This window comes from Streptomyces sp. NPDC002181 (genome assembly GCF_042890485.1).
Taxonomy (GTDB): domain Bacteria; phylum Actinomycetota; class Actinomycetes; order Streptomycetales; family Streptomycetaceae; genus Streptomyces.
In genome coordinates this window covers 112704-131688 of sequence record NZ_JBIASC010000013.1, presented here as the reverse complement: position 1 = coordinate 131688, position 18985 = coordinate 112704, and the positions used below count along the sequence as shown (strand labels likewise).

General features: G+C 71.5%; 14 protein-coding genes. 3 read left to right on the top strand and 11 right to left on the bottom strand.

What is annotated here, in order from left to right; genetic code table 11:
- Positions 1-3 precede the first annotated feature (3 nt).
- The 9 genes from ACFYXV_RS27595 to ACFYXV_RS27555 form a co-directional block, all read right to left on the bottom strand.
- Positions 4-1215 (bottom strand): phosphoglycerate kinase, encoded by a 1212-nt coding sequence (locus ACFYXV_RS27595; protein ID WP_385467551.1) that lies wholly within the window; start codon positions 1213-1215, stop codon positions 4-6.
- Positions 1216-1359: 144 nt separating this feature from the next.
- Positions 1360-2367: a type I glyceraldehyde-3-phosphate dehydrogenase gene (gap, locus tag ACFYXV_RS27590; RefSeq protein ID WP_030160344.1), complete on the bottom strand. Its 1008-nt coding sequence runs from the start codon at positions 2365-2367 to the stop codon at positions 1360-1362.
- Between the two features lie 230 nt (positions 2368-2597).
- Positions 2598-5552 carry a M14 family zinc carboxypeptidase gene (locus ACFYXV_RS27585; RefSeq protein ID WP_389384299.1) on the bottom strand — a complete coding sequence of 985 codons (2955 nt, stop codon included), beginning with the start codon at positions 5550-5552 and terminating at the stop codon, positions 2598-2600.
- Between the two features lie 184 nt (positions 5553-5736).
- Positions 5737-6726, bottom strand: a complete 990-nt coding sequence (gene whiA, locus ACFYXV_RS27580) for a DNA-binding protein WhiA (RefSeq protein WP_030160342.1) — start codon at positions 6724-6726, stop codon at positions 5737-5739.
- Positions 6717-7787, bottom strand: a complete 1071-nt coding sequence (gene yvcK, locus ACFYXV_RS27575) for a uridine diphosphate-N-acetylglucosamine-binding protein YvcK (protein WP_389384298.1) — start codon at positions 7785-7787, stop codon at positions 6717-6719. Before yvcK ends, whiA begins: the two co-directional genes overlap by 10 nt.
- Complete coding sequence (gene rapZ / locus ACFYXV_RS27570; RefSeq protein ID WP_385467544.1) at positions 7784-8779, bottom strand: RNase adapter RapZ; 996 nt, start codon at positions 8777-8779, stop codon at positions 7784-7786. The genes yvcK and rapZ overlap by 4 nt, the downstream gene beginning before the upstream one ends.
- Complete coding sequence (gene uvrC, locus ACFYXV_RS27565) at positions 8776-10821, bottom strand: excinuclease ABC subunit UvrC (protein WP_389384297.1); 2046 nt, start codon at positions 10819-10821, stop codon at positions 8776-8778. The genes rapZ and uvrC overlap by 4 nt, the downstream gene beginning before the upstream one ends.
- 107 nt (positions 10822-10928) lie before the next feature.
- Positions 10929-11726, bottom strand: coding sequence for a hypothetical protein (locus tag ACFYXV_RS27560; RefSeq protein WP_385835755.1), 798 nt, complete (start codon positions 11724-11726; stop codon positions 10929-10931).
- 5 nt (positions 11727-11731) lie between these two features.
- Positions 11732-12331 carry a papain-like cysteine protease family protein gene (locus ACFYXV_RS27555; protein ID WP_385472708.1) on the bottom strand — a complete coding sequence of 200 codons (600 nt, stop codon included), beginning with the start codon at positions 12329-12331 and terminating at the stop codon, positions 11732-11734.
- A gap of 253 nt (positions 12332-12584) precedes the next feature.
- Between ACFYXV_RS27555 and ACFYXV_RS27550 the strand changes: the two genes are divergently transcribed.
- On the top strand, positions 12585-13571 hold the full coding sequence (locus tag ACFYXV_RS27550; protein ID WP_389384296.1) for a hypothetical protein: 987 nt from the start codon (positions 12585-12587) through the stop codon (positions 13569-13571).
- 35 nt (positions 13572-13606) lie between these two features.
- On the opposite strand, the gene ACFYXV_RS27545 is transcribed toward ACFYXV_RS27550, so the two are convergent.
- A complete protein-coding gene (locus tag ACFYXV_RS27545; RefSeq protein ID WP_385472714.1) occupies positions 13607-14038 on the bottom strand; it encodes a Rieske (2Fe-2S) protein in 432 nt (143 codons plus the stop codon).
- Between the two features lie 108 nt (positions 14039-14146).
- Between ACFYXV_RS27545 and ACFYXV_RS27540 the strand changes: the two genes are divergently transcribed.
- Positions 14147-15034: a carbohydrate kinase gene (locus ACFYXV_RS27540; RefSeq protein ID WP_389384295.1), complete on the top strand. Its 888-nt coding sequence runs from the start codon at positions 14147-14149 to the stop codon at positions 15032-15034.
- 76 nt (positions 15035-15110) lie between these two features.
- On the opposite strand, the gene uvrA is transcribed toward ACFYXV_RS27540, so the two are convergent.
- Positions 15111-18086, bottom strand: a complete 2976-nt coding sequence (gene uvrA, locus ACFYXV_RS27535; RefSeq protein ID WP_385472720.1) for an excinuclease ABC subunit UvrA — start codon at positions 18084-18086, stop codon at positions 15111-15113.
- Positions 18087-18283: 197 nt separating this feature from the next.
- Here uvrA and ACFYXV_RS27530 point away from each other — a divergent pair, with 197 nt between their 5' ends.
- On the top strand, positions 18284-18982 hold the full coding sequence (locus ACFYXV_RS27530) for a DinB family protein (RefSeq protein ID WP_385472723.1): 699 nt from the start codon (positions 18284-18286) through the stop codon (positions 18980-18982).
- Positions 18983-18985: the final 3 nt, after the last annotated feature.

Sequence of the window (18985 nt, the reverse complement as noted above, 5' to 3'; positions counted from 1 at the left end):
GGTTCAGACCTCCAGTGCGGCGAGGCCGGGGAGCGTCTTGCCCTCAAGGTATTCGAGGGAGGCGCCGCCACCGGTCGAGATGTGACCGAAAGCGTTCTCGTCGAAGCCGAGCGTGCGCACGGCCGCGGCGGAGTCTCCGCCGCCGACCACGGTGAACGCGTCGCTGTCGACGAGGGCCTGCGCGATGGCGCGGGTGCCTCCGGCGTAGTCGGGGTGCTCGAAGACGCCCACGGGACCGTTCCAGAAGACGGTCTCCGCGTCGACGATCTTCGACGCGTACAGCTCACGGGTCTTCGGACCGATGTCCAGACCCTCCTTGTCGGCGGGGATCTTGTCCGCGTCGACGGTCTCGAAGTCGGCCGGGGCCTTGGTCTTCAAGTCCGGGAAGTCGGCGGAGACGAGCACGTCGACGGGGAGGACCAGCTCGACGCCGGTCTTCTCGGCGCGCGCCATGTACTCCTTGACGACGTCCACCTGGTCCTTCTGGAGCAGGGAGATGCCGACCTCGTGGCCCTTGGCGTAGAGGAAGGTGTACGCCATGCCGCCGCCGATGAGGATGCGGTCGGCCTTGCCGAGCAGCTCGTCGATGACGGCGAGCTTGTCGGAGACCTTGGCGCCGCCGAGGACGACCACGTACGGGCGCTTGACCTCGGCGGTCAGCTTCTTCAGGACGCCGACCTCGGTGGCGATCAGGTAGCCGGCCGCGTGCGGGAGGCGCGCGGGCAGGTCGAAGACCGAGGCGTGCTTGCGGTGGACGGCGCCGAAGCCGTCGCCGACGTAGACGTCGGCGAGCTCGGCGAGCTGGTCCGCGAAGGCGCCGCGCTCGGCGTCGTCCTTCGAGGTCTCACCGGCGTTGAAGCGCAGGTTCTCGATGACGGCGACCTGGCCGTCGGCGAGGGCGGCGACGGTCTCCCGGGCGGAGGAGCCGACGGTGTCGGTGGCGAACGCGACGTCCGCACCGAGCAGTTCACCGAGTCGCTTGGCGGCCGGAGCGAGTGAGAAGGCCGGGTCCGGGGCGCCCTTGGGGCGGCCCAGGTGCGAGGCGACGATCACGCGGGCGCCGGCCTCGGCGAGCTTCGCGATGGTCGGCTGCACGGCGCGGATGCGGCCGTCGTCGGTGATCGTGTCACCCGAGAGCGGCACGTTGAGGTCGGCGCGGACGAAGACCCGCTTGCCGGTCACGCCGTCGGCGAGCAGTTCGTCGATCGTCTTCATGTGTTTCTACTCCTTATCCCCATACACGGGTTCTGCCGGTGCGGGGCCGATCGGTGGAGGCAGACGACAGGGCCCGTGCAGCGCTCCATCGCGCTGACCGGACCCTGTCCTCACATCTTGGTGCCTGGCCCTGCTACCTGAGACTTAGAGCTGACCGCCGACGAAGACGGTCAGGTCGACGAGGCGGTTGGAGTAGCCCCACTCGTTGTCGTACCAGCCGACGACCTTGACCTGCGTACCGTCCTGAACCATGGTCAGGGAGGAGTCGAAGGTGCAGGAAGCCGGCCAGTTCACGATGTCGGAGGAGACGATCGCGTCCTCGGTGTAGTCGAGAATGCCCTTGAGCTGGCCCTCGGCGGCCTTCTGGAAGGCGGCGTTGATCTCTTCCTTGGTGGTCTCGCGGGAGAGCTCCAGGACGAGGTCGGTGACCGAGCCGGTCGGGACCGGGACGCGCATGGCGATGCCGTCCAGCTTGCCCTTGAGCTGCGGGAGGACCAGAGCGGTGGCCTTGGCGGCGCCCGTCGAGGTCGGGATGATGTTCTCGGCGGCGGCGCGGGCGCGGCGCAGGTCCGAGTGCGGGAAGTCCAGGATGCGCTGGTCGTTCGTGTACGCGTGGACCGTGGTCATCATGCCCTTGACGATGCCGAAGTTCTCGTCGAGAACCTTGGCCATCGGCGCCACGCAGTTGGTGGTGCAGGAGGCGTTGGAGATGACGTGGTGGTTGGCCGCGTCGTACTTGTCCTGGTTGACGCCCATCACGATCGTGATGTCCTCGTCCTTGGCCGGAGCCGAGATGAGGACCTTCTTCGCGCCCGCGGCGATGTGCTTGGCGGCATCGGCCTTCTTCGTGAAGATGCCGGTCGACTCGATGACGATGTCCGCGCCGAGCTCGCCCCAGGGCAGGTTCGCGGGGTCGCGCTCGGCGAACGTCTTGAAGGTGTTGCCGCCGACGGTGATGGTGTCGTCGGTGTGGGAGACCTCGGCCTTGAGGCGGCCCAGGATGGTGTCGTACTTGAGCAGGTGCACCAGGGTCGCGTTGTCAGTCAGGTCGTTGACACCGACGATCTCGATGTCCGCTCCCTGCTCAAGGAGCGCCCGGAAGTAGTTGCGGCCAATTCGGCCAAAACCATTGATGCCTACGCGGATCGTCACGAACCGATCTCCTCGTTGGTGCGCCGGCCTGTCCCGCCGGCGAGCTGTATGGGATGTCCCCGACCGCTTACGACCCTACCTCTCCGTGAGCTTTGGAGTGACATCGGCCGGGACCTGACACTCCCCTCGCCCCACGGGAGACCGCCCCGGGGCCCGTACCCTGCGCTCGGAATGGGACCCCGGGGACTTCCGCCCCCGTCACTCAGAGTGAGAGAAGGGGGCTCGTATGATCAGCGGTGCAGCGACCTGAGCGCCTTACCGACGAGTACGGCTCGGTCCGCCGCCGCCGGCAGGTGTTCGAGGCCGAAGCCGAGGAGCACCGTGTTACGCGTAGTCACCGAGGCGTAGGACTTGAACAGCTCGCCGGACCGGGCCCAATCGCCCGGAACCTCGGGGCTTCCGGCAGGTGCTCCCTGGGCGGTCCAGACGCCCAGGGAGGTCTCGAACCCCTCCACGGCCTGGTCGGCTCCGCCGACGGAGACGCGCGCGTCGTCCGCGAAGAGGCCCCGGCCGCCGGAGCCGCCGTCCGAGACGTAGGAGAGCGAGACCTCGACGGTCTTGCCCGCGTACGCGCTCAGGTCGAAGGCGACCTGCTTCCAGCCGTCGGAGGACCCGGTGAAGCTGTTCCACTGGCCGCTCGTGCCGCTGGCGGCGCAGCCGGTGCTGTCGACGGTCAGATAGTGCTTCAGGAACGGATGCCCGTTGACGTAGAACCCGGCCCCGCACTCCGTCGGGACGGTGGCGGCGGTCAGGCCGCCCGCCTCGGGCAGCGTGGTCCAGTCCTCGGCGCCCGTGGTGTGGGCCTCCAGGATCGCGTTGTCGTAGCCCGGCTCGGTGTTCCAGTTGAGGGCCATCTTCAGCTGCGGCCGGTCGGCGGCGGTGACCTTGGTCAGGTCGACGGTGCGGGTCAGCCGCTTCCATTCGTCGTCGGCGTGGGTGGCCGCGGCCATGCCCGTTCCCGAGTAGGGGGCGTACGGATTCACGACCCCGGCGTACGAGCCCGCCTGCGCGCTCTTGAACTGCGGGAACTGCGCCGCCGGCAGGGAGTCGGAGGTGACCGCGTAGGAGCCGGGGGCGCCCAGCGGGTTGCCCGCCGCGTCGCCCAGGCCGCCCTTGGCTCCGGCGAGGACACCCGCACCGGTGAAGCCGGTCGGGCCGCCGGCGCTCGTACGGCTGTAGGCACCGAGGTAGTACTGGCTGAAGTCGTCCGTCACGGCGCGGCCCACCTGGGCGTTGCCGCCCGCGAGCTCACCGGCCTCGATCAGCTTGCCGCCCTCGTTGAGGAAGTCCCGTACGGCGAGCTGGGTGTCGCCGCCGGGGGTCTTGGCGCCCGTGTAGTGGACGGCCGTACGGAAGTGGGAGAGCACCCCGAGGTGGTGCGGGGCGCCCTGTGCGGCCACGTCCCAGACCGCCGCGGACTTGCCGTTGGCGCGCAGGGCGTCGACGTACTCCTGCGCGTGCTGGGCCTTGGCGCCCTCCTCGGCGATCACCAGCACGTCGGCGCGGGGCCGCGCGGCCACCGTGTACGTGAAGTGCCCGCCGGTGACCTGCCTGCCGGAGCCGTCGCGGCCGGTGAACCAGACCTCGACCTTGTCTCCCGGCTTGGCGCCGTCCACCTTCGCCCGGTACTCGTCGAACCAGTTGTTGTCCTCGCCGCCGTAGACGTCGCCGCCCTTCCAGGCCTTGAGCCCGTCGTCGTGCGTGCGGCCGCCGTTGATGCGGAACTTGAGCTGCTTGTCCTTCAGCGCCTTGCGGGCGGTGACGGAGACCGTCTGGTCCTCGCCCTTGGCCGCGTAGGAGGTGGTGAAGGGGTCCGGGGTGAAGTCCGCGGCGCTCAGGCCCACGGAGGACTTCGGCTGGTCCGGGTGGGCGGCGCTCTCGCCGACCGCGAGGGCGAACGGGACGTTCTTCGCGAACTCGGCCTGGATGAGCTTCTCGTCGTCCGGGAAGTTGAAGCCGGACCGGCAGTCCTCGGGCTTCCACCGGTCATCGGGGTCGCTCGCCGACGCCGTCTGGCAGGTGGTCATCTCCGGCGTGAACATCATGACGCCGTTGACGTTCGCGGCGTGGCCGTCGGCCTCGCCGTTGGTGGTGTAGAGCTCGGAGGAGATCTGCGGGTAGTAGCCCGGGATCGCGGAGTTCTCCGGGGTGCCGGCGAGCGCCTTGTAGGCGACGTCGTCGGGGGTGGGGGTGGCCACCTGCCAGCCCACTCCGTAGAGCAGCAGCTCGGAGGCGGAGTGGTAGTTGATGGCGTACTTGAAGCCGATGCGCTTCTCGAACCTGTCGAGGGCGACGGTCTCCGGCTCGGAGGCGGGCTTGGCTCCGCGATAGGTCTCGCTCGACTGGTTCGGCGAGGAACCCTCGTTGTCGTAGCCCCACTTGTAGGCGAAGTTCCGGTTGAGGTCGACGCCGTCGCCGGTGGTGATCTTTCCGTCGCCGTTGTTGTCGCGCAGGTTCTTGCGCCACAGCCGGTCGCCGTCCGGCGCGTGCGTGTAGTCGTACCCGTCCGGGTTGGCGGAGAGCAGGAACCACAGCTCGGTGGAGTCCACCAGCTTGGTGATCCGCTGGTCCTTGCCGTAGTTGTCGAGCGTGTGGTGCATCAGCCGCCGGGTCATCTCGGGGGTGATCCACTCACGGGCGTGCTGGTTCGACATGTAGAGCACGGACGGCTTGCCGCCGTCCTTGGTGGTGCGGGCGTTCTTGGTGACCTTCAGGGCGAGGATGTCCTTGCCCTGGACGGTCTTGCCGATGGAGACCACCTTGGCGAGCCCGGGGTTGGCCTGGGCCGTCTTGAGGATCTCCTCCTGGAGCCCGCCCTTGCCGCTGTACGGGCGGAAGACCCCGTCGCCGGCGGTCTGGGTACGGGCCGCGTTCGCCGGGACCCTGTGCTCGGCGAGCTTGACGCCCTGGCCGGCGAGCTCCTTGGCCTGGGCGCCGGTGAGGAACAGCTCGACCTTGGCGGTCCCGGTCTCCGGGGCGCGCTCGCTGAGCTCGTGGGCGTCCTGGCCCGCGGCGAGGAGCAGCGGTACCTGCTCCTTGGTGACCTCCGCGTCGTAGACCCGAACCTCGTCCGCGCCGGGCGAGGCGTCTGCGGCGGGCTGGGCGTGGGCCGCCGGGAGGGCGGCCAGTGTGGTTCCGAAGACGAGTGCGCTTGCGGCGAGGATCGATCTCGCGCGGTGCCTCATGTGCCCCCCTGGGCGTCGTCTGCCACGAAAGCGTTCGGACGACAGGCTCACGATCAAGCGATGCCCATGTCAATGGGGCGTGTCTCAAAGGGGCCCGCACGTGTGACGTGCGGGCCCCTTTGAGACGTACGGCGCGAGGCGTACGGGGGACTCGGCGCGGCCGGGCGACGGGTCCGGCCGGCGGCTAGCCGGCCATGTTGTCGGCGAGGTCCTCGCTCAGGTTGGACTCGGTGCCCGGGATGCCCAGGTCCTGCGCCCGCTTGTCGGCCATCGCGAGCAGACGGCGGATCCGGCCGGCGACCGCGTCCTTCGTCAGCGGCGGGTCGGCGAGCGCGCCCAGCTCCTCCAGGGAGGCCTGCTTGTGCTCCATGCGCAGCCGGCCGGCGGCCGCGAGGTGCTCGGGCACCTCCTCGCCGAGGATCTCCAGCGCGCGCTGGACCCGGGCACCGGCGGCCACCGCGGCCCGCGCCGAGCGGCGCAGGTTGGCGTCGTCGAAGTTGGCGAGGCGGTTGGCGGTGGCGCGCACCTCGCGCCGCATCCGCCGCTCCTCCCAGGCCAGCACCGACTCGTGCGCGCCGAGACGGGTCAGCAGGGCGCCGATCGCGTCGCCGTCGCGGACCACGACCCGGTCCACCCCGCGCACCTCGCGCGCCTTGGCGGCGATGGAGAGCCTGCGGGCGGCGCCCACCAGGGCCAGGGCGGCCTCCGGACCGGGGCAGGTCACCTCCAGGGAGGAGGACCGGCCCGGCTCGGTGAGCGAGCCGTGGGCCAGGAAGGCGCCGCGCCAGGCCGCCTCCGCGTCACAGGTGGCCCCGGAGACCACCTGCGGGGGGAGCCCCCGGATGGGGCGGCCGCGGCCGTCCACGAGGCCCGTCTGGCGTGCCAGCTGGTCACCGCCGGCCACGACCCGGACGACGTACCGGCTGCCGCGGCGCAGTCCGCCGGGGGCCATGACGACCAGGTCCGAGGAATGGCCGAAGATCTCCAGGATGTCCTTGCGCAGGCGCCGGGCAGCGATCCCGGTGTCCAGCTCCGCCTCGATGACGATCCGCCCGCTCACCAGGTGCAGCCCGCCCGCGAACCGAAGAATCGCCGAGACCTCCGCCTTCCTGCAGCAGGTCCGGGTGACGGGGAGCCGGGAGATCTCATCCTTCACCGCTGGCGTCATCGCCATGGGCCGATCCTTCCATGCATCCGAAAAATACGGTCGTACGCGGCGGCGAGCAGCTCCGGGTCGTGCTTCGGAGAGCCGTCTTCCCTGGCCACCGGCGCCAGCTCGACCGCGGCACCGAACCGTTTTGCGGCATCGGCGAGGGACTCGCGGTCGGGCACGGCGGCCTCGTCGGCCAGCACCACGTCCAGGGCGAGTTTAGGGGCGTGTCGGGCCAAAACCTCCAAATGACGCTGCGGAGAGAAGCCCTCTGTTTCGCCGGGCTGCGGCGCGAGGTTCAGCGAGAGGACCCTGCGGGCCTTGGTCTGGATCAGCGCGTCGAGCAGTTCCGGCACCAGCAGGTGCGGAATCACGGACGAGAACCACGACCCGGGGCCGAGGACCACCCAGTCCGCGTCCAGGACCGCCGCGACGGCCTCCGGCACGGCCGGCGGATCCCCGGGCACGACCTGTACGGAGAGCACCTCGCCGGGGGTGGTGGCCACCGTGGCCTGCCCCCGGACGGTGTCGACCTCGCCCGGGCGGGCCGGGTCGTGGCCGCGGACCAGCGCCTGGAGCTCCAGCGGCACCGCCGACATCGGCAGCACCCGGCCCTGCGCCCCCAGCAGCTTCCCGACCAGGTCGAGCGCCTGGACGGGGTCGCCGAGCTGCTCCCACAGCGCGACGATCAGCAGGTTGCCGACCGCGTGCCCGTGCAGGTCGCCCTCGGACTGGAAGCGGTGCTGGATGACGCGGGCCCAGGTCTGGCCCCAGTCGTCGTCGCCGCACAGCGCGGCCAGTGCCTTGCGCAGGTCGCCGGGCGGCAGCACGCCGAGCTCCTCGCGGAGCCGGCCGCTGGAGCCGCCGTCGTCGGCGACGGTGACGACGGCGGTGAGCTCGCCGGTGATCCGGCGCAGGGCCGCCAGGGAGGCCGACAGGCCCATGCCGCCGCCGAGGGCGACGACCTTGGGTGCGACCACCTTGGGAGCCGCGCCGCGGCGCATCCCGGTGCGGGCCGCGCCGTCCTCGTCCCGCCCCGAGGTGAGGCGGCGCAGACGGCGCAGCCGCAGGGTCCGTCCGGTCACTCGCGCCCCATGTCCCGGTGGACTACGACGGTCTCGACTCCCTCGGAGGCGAGGCGGGCAGCGAGCTTCTCGGACATGGCCACGCTGCGGTGCTTGCCGCCGGTGCAGCCGACCGCGATGGTCACGTACCGCTTGCCCTCGCGGCGGTAGCCGGTGGCGATGAGCTGGAGCAGCTCGGTGTAGCGGTCGAGGAACTCCTTGGCGCCGGGCTGGCTGAAGACGTAGCCCGACACCTCCGGGTTGAGGCCGGTGAAGGGGCGCAGCTCGGGCACCCAGTGCGGGTTCGGGATGAAGCGGCAGTCGACGACGAGGTCGGCGTCGACGGGGAGGCCGTACTTGTAGCCGAAGGACATGACGGTCGCCCGCAGCTCGGGCTCCTCGTCGCCCGCGAACTGGGCGTCCATCTTCGCGCGCAGCTCGTGCACGTTCAGGCTGGAGGTGTCGATGACCAGGTCGGCGTCGCCGCGCAGCTCGCGCAGCAGGTCGCGCTCGGCGGCGATGCCGTCGGTGATGCGGCCGTCGCCCTGGAGGGGGTGCGGGCGGCGGACCGACTCGAAGCGGCGGACCAGCGCGTCGTCGGAGGACTCCAGGAAGACGATGCGCCGGGTGACGCCCTTGCTGTCGAGGTCCGAGAGGGACTCGCGCAGCGCGTCGAAGAACTGGCGGCCGCGGACGTCGACGACGACGGCGATGCGCGCCACGTTGCCCTGCGAGCGGGCGCCCAGCTCCACCATGGTGGGGATCAGCGCGGGCGGGAGGTTGTCGACGACGAACCAGCCGAGGTCCTCCAGACACTTGGCCGCGGTACTGCGGCCGGCCCCGGACATGCCGGAGATGATCACCAGCTCGGGGATGGCCGCCTCGGCGGTATCTCCGGGCTCCACTGTCGTGCCCGTACTCACCTGTGCTCCGTCTCGGTCGTGCTCGGTCGTGCGGTCGGTCATCTGCTCGGCGCTCTCGCCGCTCGTCTGGTCGGTCTCGCGCTCGGTCATTGCTCGGTCCCCCGTTCGGACGATGTCCCCCGGCTGCCGCCGGGAGGTGCCCCCACCCGCGGGGGCGGGGTCTCATCCTCAATGATCTCTCCTGTCGCCGTGTTGACGGCAGGACCGGCGGGAACCGACCGGGCGAGCGCCGCGGCCACGGTCTCGGCCGTCTTACGGCCTATGCCGGGGACCTCGCAGATCTGGTCGATTGTCGCCTGTCTCAGCTTTTTCACCGAACCGAAGTGCTTGACCAGGGCCTGCCTGCGGCTTTCGCCGAGACCGGGCACCTCGTCGAGCGGGCCCGCCTTGAGCCGCTTCCCGCGCTTGTTGCGCTGGTACTGGATCGCGAACCGGTGGGCTTCGTCACGGACGCGCTGGAGCAGGTAGAGCCCCTCACTGGTGCGGGGCAGCACGACCGGGTCGTCCTCTCCGGGCAGCCAGACCTCCTCCAGCCGCTTCGCCAGACCGCAGACGGCCACGTCGTCGATGCCGAGCTCGTCCAGGGCCCGCTTCGCCGCGGCCACCTGGGGCTGCCCGCCGTCGACCACGACGAGCTGCGGCGGGTACGCGAAGCGCTTGGGCCGCCCGTCGTCCTCGGCGAGGGGGTTCTCCCCCTCCTCCCCTTCCTCCGGGGACCACTCGCCGGTCTTCAGCTTCTCCTGGAGGTAGCGGCGGAAGCGCCGCGCGACCACCTCGTGCATGGACCGGACGTCGTCCTGTCCCTCGAACGATTTGATCGCGAAGCGCCTGTACTCGCTCTTCCTGGCCAGCCCGTCCTCGAAGACGACCATCGAGGCCACGACGTCGTCGCCCTGGAGGTGCGAGATGTCGAAGCACTCGATGCGCAGCGGCGCACCGTCCAGGCCGAGGGCCTCGGAGATCTCCTCCAGGGCCCGGGAGCGGGTGGTGAGGTCGCTGGCGCGCTTGGTCTTGTGCAGGGCCAGGGACTGCTGCGCGTTGCGGTGGACGGTCTCCATCAGGGCCTTCTTGTCACCCCGCTGCGGGATGCGCAGACTGACGTTCGACCCGCGCCGCCCGGCGAGCCACTCGCCCAGCGCGGGCGCGTCCTCGGGCAGCGCCGGAACCAGCACCTCCTTGGGCACGGCCTCGCCGCTCTCCTCCCCGTAGAGCTGCTGGAGGGCGTGCTCGACGAGTCCGGCGGTGTCGACGGCCTCGACCTTGTCGGTGACCCAGCCGCGCTGGCCGCGCACGCGGCCGCCGCGGACGTGGAAGATCTGCACGGCCGCTTCGAGCTCGTCCTCGGCGACGGCGATGAGGTCGGCGTCGGTGGCGTCGGTGAAGACGACGGCGTTCTTCTCCATGGCCCGGCGCAGCGCTCCCATGTCGTCGCGCAGCCGGGCGGCCTTCTCGTATTCCATCTCCTCGGCGGCCTCGTGCATCTGCTTTTCGAGGCGGGACAGGTACGCACCGGTCCGCCCGGCCATGAAGTCGCAGAAGTCCCCGGCGAGTTCGCGGTGCTCCTCGGGGGTGACCCGGCCGACGCAGGGCGCGGAGCACTTGCCGATGTAGCCGAGCAGGCAGGGGCGGCCGATCTGGGCGGAGCGCTTGAACACCCCGGCGGAGCAGGTCCGCACGGGGAACACCCGCAGCATGAGGTCGACGGTCTCGCGAATGGCCCAGGCGTGCCCGTACGGCCCGAAGTACCGCACGCCCTTCTTCTTGGGCCCGCGCATGACCTGGACCCTCGGGTATTCCTCGTTCATCGTCACGGCGAGGGACGGGTAGCTCTTGTCGTCCCGGTACTTGACGTTGAACCGGGGGTCGTACTCCTTGATCCAGGAGTATTCGAGCTGGAGCGCCTCGACCTCGGTGGAGACGACGGTCCACTCGACGGAGGCGGCCGTGGTCACCATGGTGGCGGTACGCGGATGCAGTCCCGCGAGGTCCTGGAAGTAGCTGGCCAGTCGCTGGCGCAGGCTCTTGGCCTTCCCGACGTAGATCACCCGGCGGTGCTCGTCGCGGAATCGGTAGACCCCCGGGGAGTCGGGAATCTGCCCCGGCGCGGGACGGTAGCTGGAAGGGTCGGCCATGCCAACACCCTACTGGCGGGTGCCGACAACGTGCCCGTACCACCGCCCGCGCCAAGGGCCGGGGGGCCGGGGGCCGGGCGGTCGCCCGGGCCCCGGCCCCCGGCCGGTCAGGCGGTGGCGTCCCGCCGCCGGGACCTGCGCGCCGCGATCAGGCCGGCCGCGCCGAGCGCGAGCGTGCCCGCCACGCCCCCCGCGACCGGGGCCACCGCGGGGCCGGCGGGCGCGGCCGGCCCGGCCTCGTACCCTCCGGCCCTGCCCGCCTTCGCGTACGCCGACCCCGGCAGCTTGTCCCCGTACGCCCGCGTCACCCGCGTCCGGTAGGCGGCGAGGCTGGTGCCTCCCGCCCCCACGGCCCGCTCCGCGTCCTCGTCCAGGGGCAGCACCCGGCCCCCTTCGGCCACGTACCACGCGTCGATCTGCGGTTCCCGGAACACCGTGCCGCCCGGCAGCTTCGCGGCGCCCAGCCGCGCGTAGCGGAACTCGTCGTCGCCGGTGGCGATGTTCACGACCTCCCAGCCCGTCCCGGTCCGGGCGGTCCACAGGGCGGCCTGCTGCCCGTCGGAGGAGACGGCCTTGGCGGCGAGGAACTCCAGCCGGGCCACGGGTGCCCCTGCCCTGCCCGCCACGAAGTCCGGGGAGAGGTAGCTGACCGGTATCACCTCCCCCTCGACCCGTGGCCGGACCGCGTCCACGGCGACCTTCCCCTCCCGCGCGAAGAACCGCGACAGCGTGGTCAGCGTCTCGGGGGCGGCCGCGGCCCGCGCGGCGGCCGCCTTCGTCTCCGCGGTGACGGACTGCGGCTGCGGCACGGGGGCCGCCGAGGCCGGCGAACCCGCGGCGCCGACGAGGGCGAGGGCCGAAGCCGCGAGGAGCGCGGCGAAAGCGCGCTTCGACGTCGAGGTCATGGCGCTCACGCCCCGATCCGGTAGAGCGAGTGGGTCCAGGAGAAGGTGTCGTTGTCCACGTACCAGGCGTGCGAGGCCCAGTTGTAGCGGTCGCTGGACGGCCACGGATCGCCCCAGTAGACCCGGCCGTCGGCGGTGTCGTAGCCATAGATGACGTGCATGTGGCCGCCGCCGTTGGACCACTGGATCCGCGTCTCGACCGGCCGGTTGGCGTCGATCTCGCTCTGTACGGTGGTGTAGCGCAGCCAGCCGGTCACGTACGAGCCCGCGTTGATGCCGGCCCAGTCGAGGGCGGTCTGGACATTGCCGAGCGTGGCCTGGTTGTTGGGGCAGTCGTAGCCCTGCTGGCGGTTGAAGGCGGCGTTGCAGAACTGGTTCTGCGTGTAGTTCCGGCCGAACCAGGTGGCGATGGTGTTGCCGCTCGCGGCCCAGCACCAGTTGGTCTTCTGCTGGGACTGCATGGTGATGTTCAGGCGCTTGTACGCCAGGGCGGACCCGGCGCCGGCACCGCTCGTGGGGGCGGCGGTGGCGGCGGTGGCGGGCAGGGCGAAGAGCACGGCGGTGAGGACGGCGGCCAGGGACAGCCGCCGCTTGGGGTTGCGCATCGCGTTCCTCCCGTGTGGGGATCTCCCCGGTGGGGCCGGGGAGGGTGGGGGTTGGAGGAGCGCGTCCGGACGCTTGCCGAGGAGCATCAGGGTGTTGTCGCGATCAGGTCAACAGGCTTCAATACGCCGTGACATTGCAGTGTGAACGGCGGGACCGCAGTGTGAATGACTGCCGTCCTTTCACCTGGTACCCGGGTGCCACCGGCGAGCCCTCCCGCCCCACCGCGCGTGAATGTTCACAGGAGGAACCGTCATGCGGTCGACCGGGGAAAGCACGCGGGACAGCACGGGGGACAGCACGGGGGACAGCAGACAGACGAGCGCGCAGGAGCTGGGGCAGCTGCTGCGCGCGGGCCCCTTCCACCTCGCCCTGCGCGCCGCCCTCACCGCCCGCGGCCTCCCCCTGCACCGCGTGCAGCACCGGCTCGCGGCCCGCGGCATCAAGCTCGGCGTGACCAGCCTCAGCTACTGGCAGCAGGGCGCCCGCCGGCCGCGCCGCCCCGAGTCGCTGAAGGCCGTACGGGCCCTGGAGCAGATCCTGGAACTGCCCGAGGGGACCCTGCTGCGGCTGCTGGCCGCCCCGGAGGGCGCCGGGGCCCGGACGGCCCGCCCGCCGGCCCGCTCGTACCGGGCCCTGGTCAGCGTGGGCGCGGCCGTGGAGGGGCTGCTGGCCGGCATGGAACTGCCCGCCGACGGCGGCCTGCACACCGTCGGCCACCACGAGCGGGTACGGATCGGGGCGGCCGGCGAGCTGCTGGGCCGCGAGTCGCAGCACGTCGTGCGGGCCCACCGCGACGGCGTCGACCGGTACCTCGCCGTCCACCACGGCGACCCCGGCTGCGACCCCGCCCGGGTCCGCGTACGGGCGGACGAGAACTGCCGGACCGGGCGCGTCCGCTGGCACCCGGAAGCCGGGGTCCTGGTCGCCGAGCTGCTCTTCGACGCCCGGCTGCGCGCCGGGGACACGTACGTCTTCGGCTACGGCTTCGAGGACGGGACCGGCGGCCGCGCCGCCGAGTACGTGCGCGGGTTCAGCTACAGCGGCGGGCAGTACGTGCTCCAGGTCCGCTTCGACGAGGCGGCGCTGCCGGTGCGCTGCCGGCGCTTCAGCCGGTCCGGACCGGGGGCCCCGCGCGGCGCCCTGGCGGACCTGACGCCGAGCGGGCGCCACCGCGCCGTGCACCTCGTCGAGCCGGAGGTGCGGTGCGGACTGCTGGGCATCGCCTGGGACTGGGCGTAGGGCGGCATCCCCCCAGGGGGTGTCGGAGCGGCGGGTCAGCCGGCGATGAGCTTGCCGCCCTCGGCCTTGACCGGGACGGCGGGCAGCGGGTCGGTGGCCGGGCCGCGCAGCACCTTGCCGGTCGTCACGTCGAAGCGGCTGCCGTGGCAGGGACAGTTGCCCTCGCCGTCGTCGATCTTGTCCAGGACGCAGCCGGCGTGCGTGCACTGGGCGCTGAACGCCTTGTACTGGCCCTCCGCCGGGCAGCTGACGACCAGCTTCTTCTCCCGGAACAGCTTCGACCCGCCGACCGGGACCTCGGACACGGCGCCGAGTTCCACGGGGGCGGCCGGGACGGCCGGGGAGCCGGAGCCGCTGTTGCCCTCGGTGGAGCAGGCGGTGAGGGCCGCCCCCGCGCCGACGGCCCCGGCGATCGCGGCGGCGCCCTTGAGCACGGTACGGCGGGCGGCGGGCTGCGACGCGGACATGCGGATCTCCTGGTCTGAGGGTTGATGCCGGTGGTTCGGGTGTTCCTGCCGGGCTCCCCGACGATACCGCTGCCCGCTCGCGCCGCCCGATGGGATACCTTCCCCCGCGTGATCGTCGTCGGTGGAGAAGCCCTGATCGACCTCGTGCCCGTGGCGCAGCCGCCGGGCGCGCTCGTGCCGCGGCCGGGCGGGGGGCCGTACAACACCGCGCTGGCGCTGGGCCGTCTCGGTGCCGGGGCCGCCTTCTGCTCCCGCGTCTCGACGGACGGCTTCGGCGAGGGCCTGCTCGCCGGGCTGCGCGCGGCCGGGGTGGACCTCTCGCTGGTGCAGCGCGGGCCGGAGCCCACCACCCTCGCCGTGCCCTCGCTGGCCCCGGACGGCTCGGCGGCGTACGGGTTCTACGTGGAGGGCACGGCCGACCGGCTGTTCACGCTGCCGCAGGCGCTCCCCGCGGGCACCCGGGCCCTGGCGCTCGGCACCTGCTCCCTCGCCCTGGAGCCGGGCGCGAGCGCGTACGAGGCCCTGCTGCGCCGGGAGTCCGGGCGCGGGCTGCTGACGCTGCTGGACCCCAACATCCGTCCGGCCCTGATCGCGGATCCGGCGGCGTACCGGGCCCGGTTCCTGGGCTGGCTCCCGTACGTCTCCGTCCTCAAGCTGTCGGAGGAGGACGCCCGGTGGCTGGGCGGCCGCGTCTCGGACTGGCTGGCGGCCGGGCCCTCGGCGGTGGTGCTCACCCGGGGCGGGCGGGGGCTGGAGGTCCGGACCCGGGAGGGCGCGGAGTACGCGGTACCGGCCCGCCGGGTCGCGGTGGCGGACACCATCGGCGCGGGCGACACGGTCAACGCGGCCCTGCTGCACCGCCTGTCGGCTCTCCCCGCCGGCGGCCTGGTGGACACGGACTGGCCGGGGGTCCTCGCGTACGCGGCCCACGCGGCGGCGCTGACCTGCACGCGGGCGGGCGCGGAGCCGCCGTACGCCGCCGAGCTCAGCGGATAGCGGATGCGGATAGCGGATAGCCCCCCACGGGGAGCGGGCCCCGGCCGAGGCGGCCGGGGCCCGCTCCGCGCGGCGGTCAGGCCTTGCGGGCCCGGGGCGTCGCCTTCTTCGCGGCGGCCTTCTTGGCCGGGGCCGCCGTCTTCTTGGCGGCCGTCCGCTTCGCGGCGGCCTTCTTCGGCGGGGCCACGAGCGAGGCGGCGTCCGAGACCCGCTCCGCACCCAGGATGTCCCGCAGGAACTTGCCGGTGTGGCTCGCGCCCACCGAGGCGACCTGCTCCGGCGTGCCCTCTGCCACCACGAGGCCGCCCCCGTAGCCGCCCTCGGGGCCCATGTCGATGACCCAGTCCGCGGTCTTGACGACGTCCAGGTTGTGCTCGATGACGATCACCGAGTTCCCCTTGTCCACCAGCCCCGACAGCACCTTGATGAGCTTCGAGATGTCCTCGAAGTGCAGACCCGTCGTCGGCTCGTCCAGCACGTACACCGTCCGGCCCGTCGACCGCTTCTGCAGCTCCGACGCCAGCTTCACGCGCTGCGCCTCACCGCCCGACAGCGTCGGCGCCGACTGGCCGAGCCGGACGTAGCCGAGCCCCACCTCGTTCAGCGTCTTCAGGTGCCGCGCGATCGTCGGCACGGCCTCGAAGAAGTCCAGGGCCTCCTCGATCGGCATGTTCAGGACTTCGGCGATCGACTTGCCCTTGTAGTGGACCTCCAGCGTCTCCCGGTTGTACCGGTCGCCGTGGCAGACCTCGCACGGGACGTACACGTCCGGCAGGAAGTTCATCTCGATCTTGATCGTGCCGTCACCGGAGCAGTTCTCGCACCGGCCGCCCTTCACGTTGAAGGAGAAGCGGCCCGGCAGGTAGCCGCGCACCTTCGCCTCCATCGTCTCCGCGAAGAGCCTGCGCACGTGGTCGAAGACGCCCGTGTACGTGGCCGGGTTGGACCGGGGGGTCCGTCCGATCGGCGACTGGTCGACGTGCACCACCTTGTCGACGAGGTCGTCCCCGTCCACCCGCGTGTGCCGTCCCGGCACCGAGCGGGCGCCGTTCAGCTCGCGCGCCAGGTGCGTGTACAGGATGTCGTTGACCAGCGTCGACTTGCCCGAACCGGACACGCCCGTGACCGCCGTGAGCACGCCCAGCGGGAAGGACACGTCGATGTCGCGCAGGTTGTTCTCCTTGGCGCCGTGCACGGTCAGCTTCCGCTCCCCGTTCACGGGCCGGCGGATGTCCGGCACCGGGATGGACCGCTTCCCGGACAGGTACTGCCCGGTCATCGACTCGGAGTTCTTCAGCAGCTCCTTCAGCGAGCCGCTGTGCACGACCTTGCCGCCGTGCTCGCCGGCGCCCGGGCCGATGTCCACGACCCAGTCGGCCACCTTGATGGTGTCCTCGTCGTGCTCGACGACGATGAGCGTGTTGCCCATGTCGCGAAGCCGCACCAGCGTCTCGATCAGCCGGTGGTTGTCGCGCTGGTGCAGGCCGATGGACGGCTCGTCCAGTACGTACAGCACGCCCACCAGGCCGGAGCCGATCTGCGTGGCCAGCCGGATGCGCTGGGCCTCGCCGCCCGACAGGGTGCCGGCGGCGCGGTTCAGCGAGAGGTAGTCCAGGCCGACGTCGACGAGGAAGCGCAGCCGCTCGTTGACCTCCTTCAGGACCCGCTCGGCGATCTTCTTGTCGCGGGCGTCGAGCCGCATCCGCCCCAGGAAGTCCGCGCACTCGCTGATCGACATCGCGGCGACCTCGGCGATGGACTTGTCCATCACCGTCACCGCGAGCACGATCGGCTTCAGACGCGTGCCCTCACAGGTCGGACACGGCACCTCGCGCATGTAGCCCTCGAAGCGCTCGCGGCTGGCGTCGCTCTCGGACTCCGCGTGCCGGCGCTTGACGAACGGCACGGCGCCCTCGAAAGCCGTCGTGTACGCCCGCTCCCGCCCGTACCGGTTGCGGTAGCGGACCTCGATCTGCGTCTTGTGCCCGTACAGCAGGGCCTTCTTCGCCCGCTGCGGCAGCCCGGCCCACGGGATGTCCGTACGGAAGCCCAGCTCGCCGGCGAGCGCGCCGACGAGCCGCTGGAAGTAGTCCTTGGTGTGGCCGAGGGACCACGGCGAGACCGCGCCCTCGTCGAGGGACTTGTCCTCGTCGGGGACGATCAGCTCCGGGTCCACCTCCATGCGCGTACCGATGCCGGTGCACTCGGGGCAGGCGCCGAAGGGCGAGTTGAAGGAGAAGGAGCGCGGCTCCAGCTCCTCGAAGGAAAGGTCGTCGTACGGGCAGTAGAGGTGCTCGGAGTACATCCGCTCACGCTCGGGGTCGTCCTCGGCGAGGTCGACGAAGTCCAGGATCACCATGCCGCCGGAGAGGCCCAGGGCGGTCTCCACGGAGTCGGTGAGCCGGCGCTTGGCGCTCTCCTTGACGGTGAGGCGGTCGATGACCACCTCGATCGTGTGCTTCTCCTGCTTCTTCAGCGTGGGCGGCTCGGAGAGCTGGATGGTCTCCCCGTCCACCCGCGCCCGGCTGTAGCCCTTGGTCTGGAGGTCGGAGAAGAGGTCGACGAACTCGCCCTTGCGCTCGCGCACCAGCGGCGAGAGCACCTGGAAGCGGCTGCCCTCGGGCAGGGCGAGCACCTTGTCGACGATCGCCTGCGGCGACTGGCGGGAGATGGGGCGGCGGCACTCGGGGCAGTGGGGCTTGCCGATGCGCGCGAAGAGGAGGCGGAGGTAGTCGTAGACCTCGGTGATGGTGCCGACCGTCGAGCGCGGATTGCGCGAGGTCGACTTCTGGTCGATCGAGACGGCCGGCGAGAGCCCCTCGATGAAGTCCACGTCGGGCTTGTCCATCTGCCCGAGGAACTGGCGGGCGTACGACGAGAGCGACTCGACGTAGCGGCGCTGGCCCTCGGCGAAGATCGTGTCGAAGGCCAGGGAGGACTTGCCCGACCCGGAGAGTCCGGTGAAGACGATGAGTGAGTCGCGGGGCAGGTCGAGCGAGACGTTCTTGAGGTTGTGCTCGCGAGCGCCACGAACGATGAGACGGTCGGTCACGCCGGTCCGCACCTTTCTTGAGAGAGCGGGGGCACGGGGCCCCCGACTGTCCAGCGTACGGCTGGCTGGGTGGGCGCCTCTGCGATGGAGAAGAGCTTGGACTTCGAGCGTATAGCACGCGCATTCGATTTACGGCACTCGGCAGACGGGTTCACCCGTTCGTGTGGCCGGGGGTCGGCGGCACTAGGCTCGGATCCATGACTGATCATGTGCACGACCTGCAATCTGTACGTGAAGCCACGGACCGAATGCTGACCGCTCTCGCCAAACTGGACAACGCGGCCCTGGCCGAAGAGTCACATCTGCCGGGCTGGAGCCGCGGCCACGTGCTCGCCCACCTGGCACGCAACGCGGACGCCCTCGTCAACGTCTTCACCGGCCGCCCGATGTACGAGAGCGCCGAGGCCCGCGACTCCGACATCGAGCGCGACGCCCCGCGCGAGCTGGACGTCCAGCTCGCCGACGTGCGCGCGACCCACGCCGCGTTCCTGGCCCAGACCGAGCGGGACCAGGACTGGTCGCGCACCGTCGAGCTGCGCAACGGCGTCACCGACCTGGCCTCGAACGTGCCGTTCCGCCGCCTCGTCGAGGTCGAGCTGCACCACGTCGACCTGAACATCGGCTACGAGCTCGCCGACCTGCCGGCGGAGTTCACCGCCCGCGAGATCGCCTTCCTCGCCGACCGCTGGTCCGGACGCCCGGAGGTGCCCCCGGTCACCCTCCAGATCGCGGGCGACGCCTCCGGCCCCACCTGGCACACCGGCGGATCCGAGGGCGGACCGGTCACCCTCCTGGGCACCGGATCCGAGCTCCTCGGCTGGCTGGCGGGCCGCGGGGACCGGGGCGCGCACCTCACTGTCGTCGGCGGCCCCCTCCCGGCCCTTCCCCCGCTCTAGGAT

Bases quoted from the DNA above. Each gene is read 5' to 3' on its own strand.
- ACFYXV_RS27595 (WP_385467551.1), bottom strand. From the start codon at position 1,215: ATGAAGACGATCGACGAACTGCTCGCCGACGGCGTGACCGGCAAGCGG.
- ACFYXV_RS27585 (WP_389384299.1), bottom strand. From the start codon at position 5,552: ATGAGGCACCGCGCGAGATCGATCCTCGCCGCAAGCGCACTCGTCTTC.
- whiA (WP_030160342.1), bottom strand. From the start codon at position 6,726: ATGGCGATGACGCCAGCGGTGAAGGATGAGATCTCCCGGCTCCCCGTC.
- rapZ (WP_385467544.1), bottom strand. From the start codon at position 8,779: ATGACCGAGCGCGAGACCGACCAGACGAGCGGCGAGAGCGCCGAGCAG.
- uvrC (WP_389384297.1), bottom strand. From the start codon at position 10,821: ATGGCCGACCCTTCCAGCTACCGTCCCGCGCCGGGGCAGATTCCCGAC.
- ACFYXV_RS27560 (WP_385835755.1), bottom strand. From the start codon at position 11,726: ATGACCTCGACGTCGAAGCGCGCTTTCGCCGCGCTCCTCGCGGCTTCG.
- ACFYXV_RS27555 (WP_385472708.1), bottom strand. From the start codon at position 12,331: ATGCGCAACCCCAAGCGGCGGCTGTCCCTGGCCGCCGTCCTCACCGCC.
- ACFYXV_RS27550 (WP_389384296.1), top strand. From the start codon at position 12,585: ATGCGGTCGACCGGGGAAAGCACGCGGGACAGCACGGGGGACAGCACG.
- ACFYXV_RS27545 (WP_385472714.1), bottom strand. From the start codon at position 14,038: ATGTCCGCGTCGCAGCCCGCCGCCCGCCGTACCGTGCTCAAGGGCGCC.
- ACFYXV_RS27530 (WP_385472723.1), top strand. From the start codon at position 18,284: ATGACTGATCATGTGCACGACCTGCAATCTGTACGTGAAGCCACGGAC.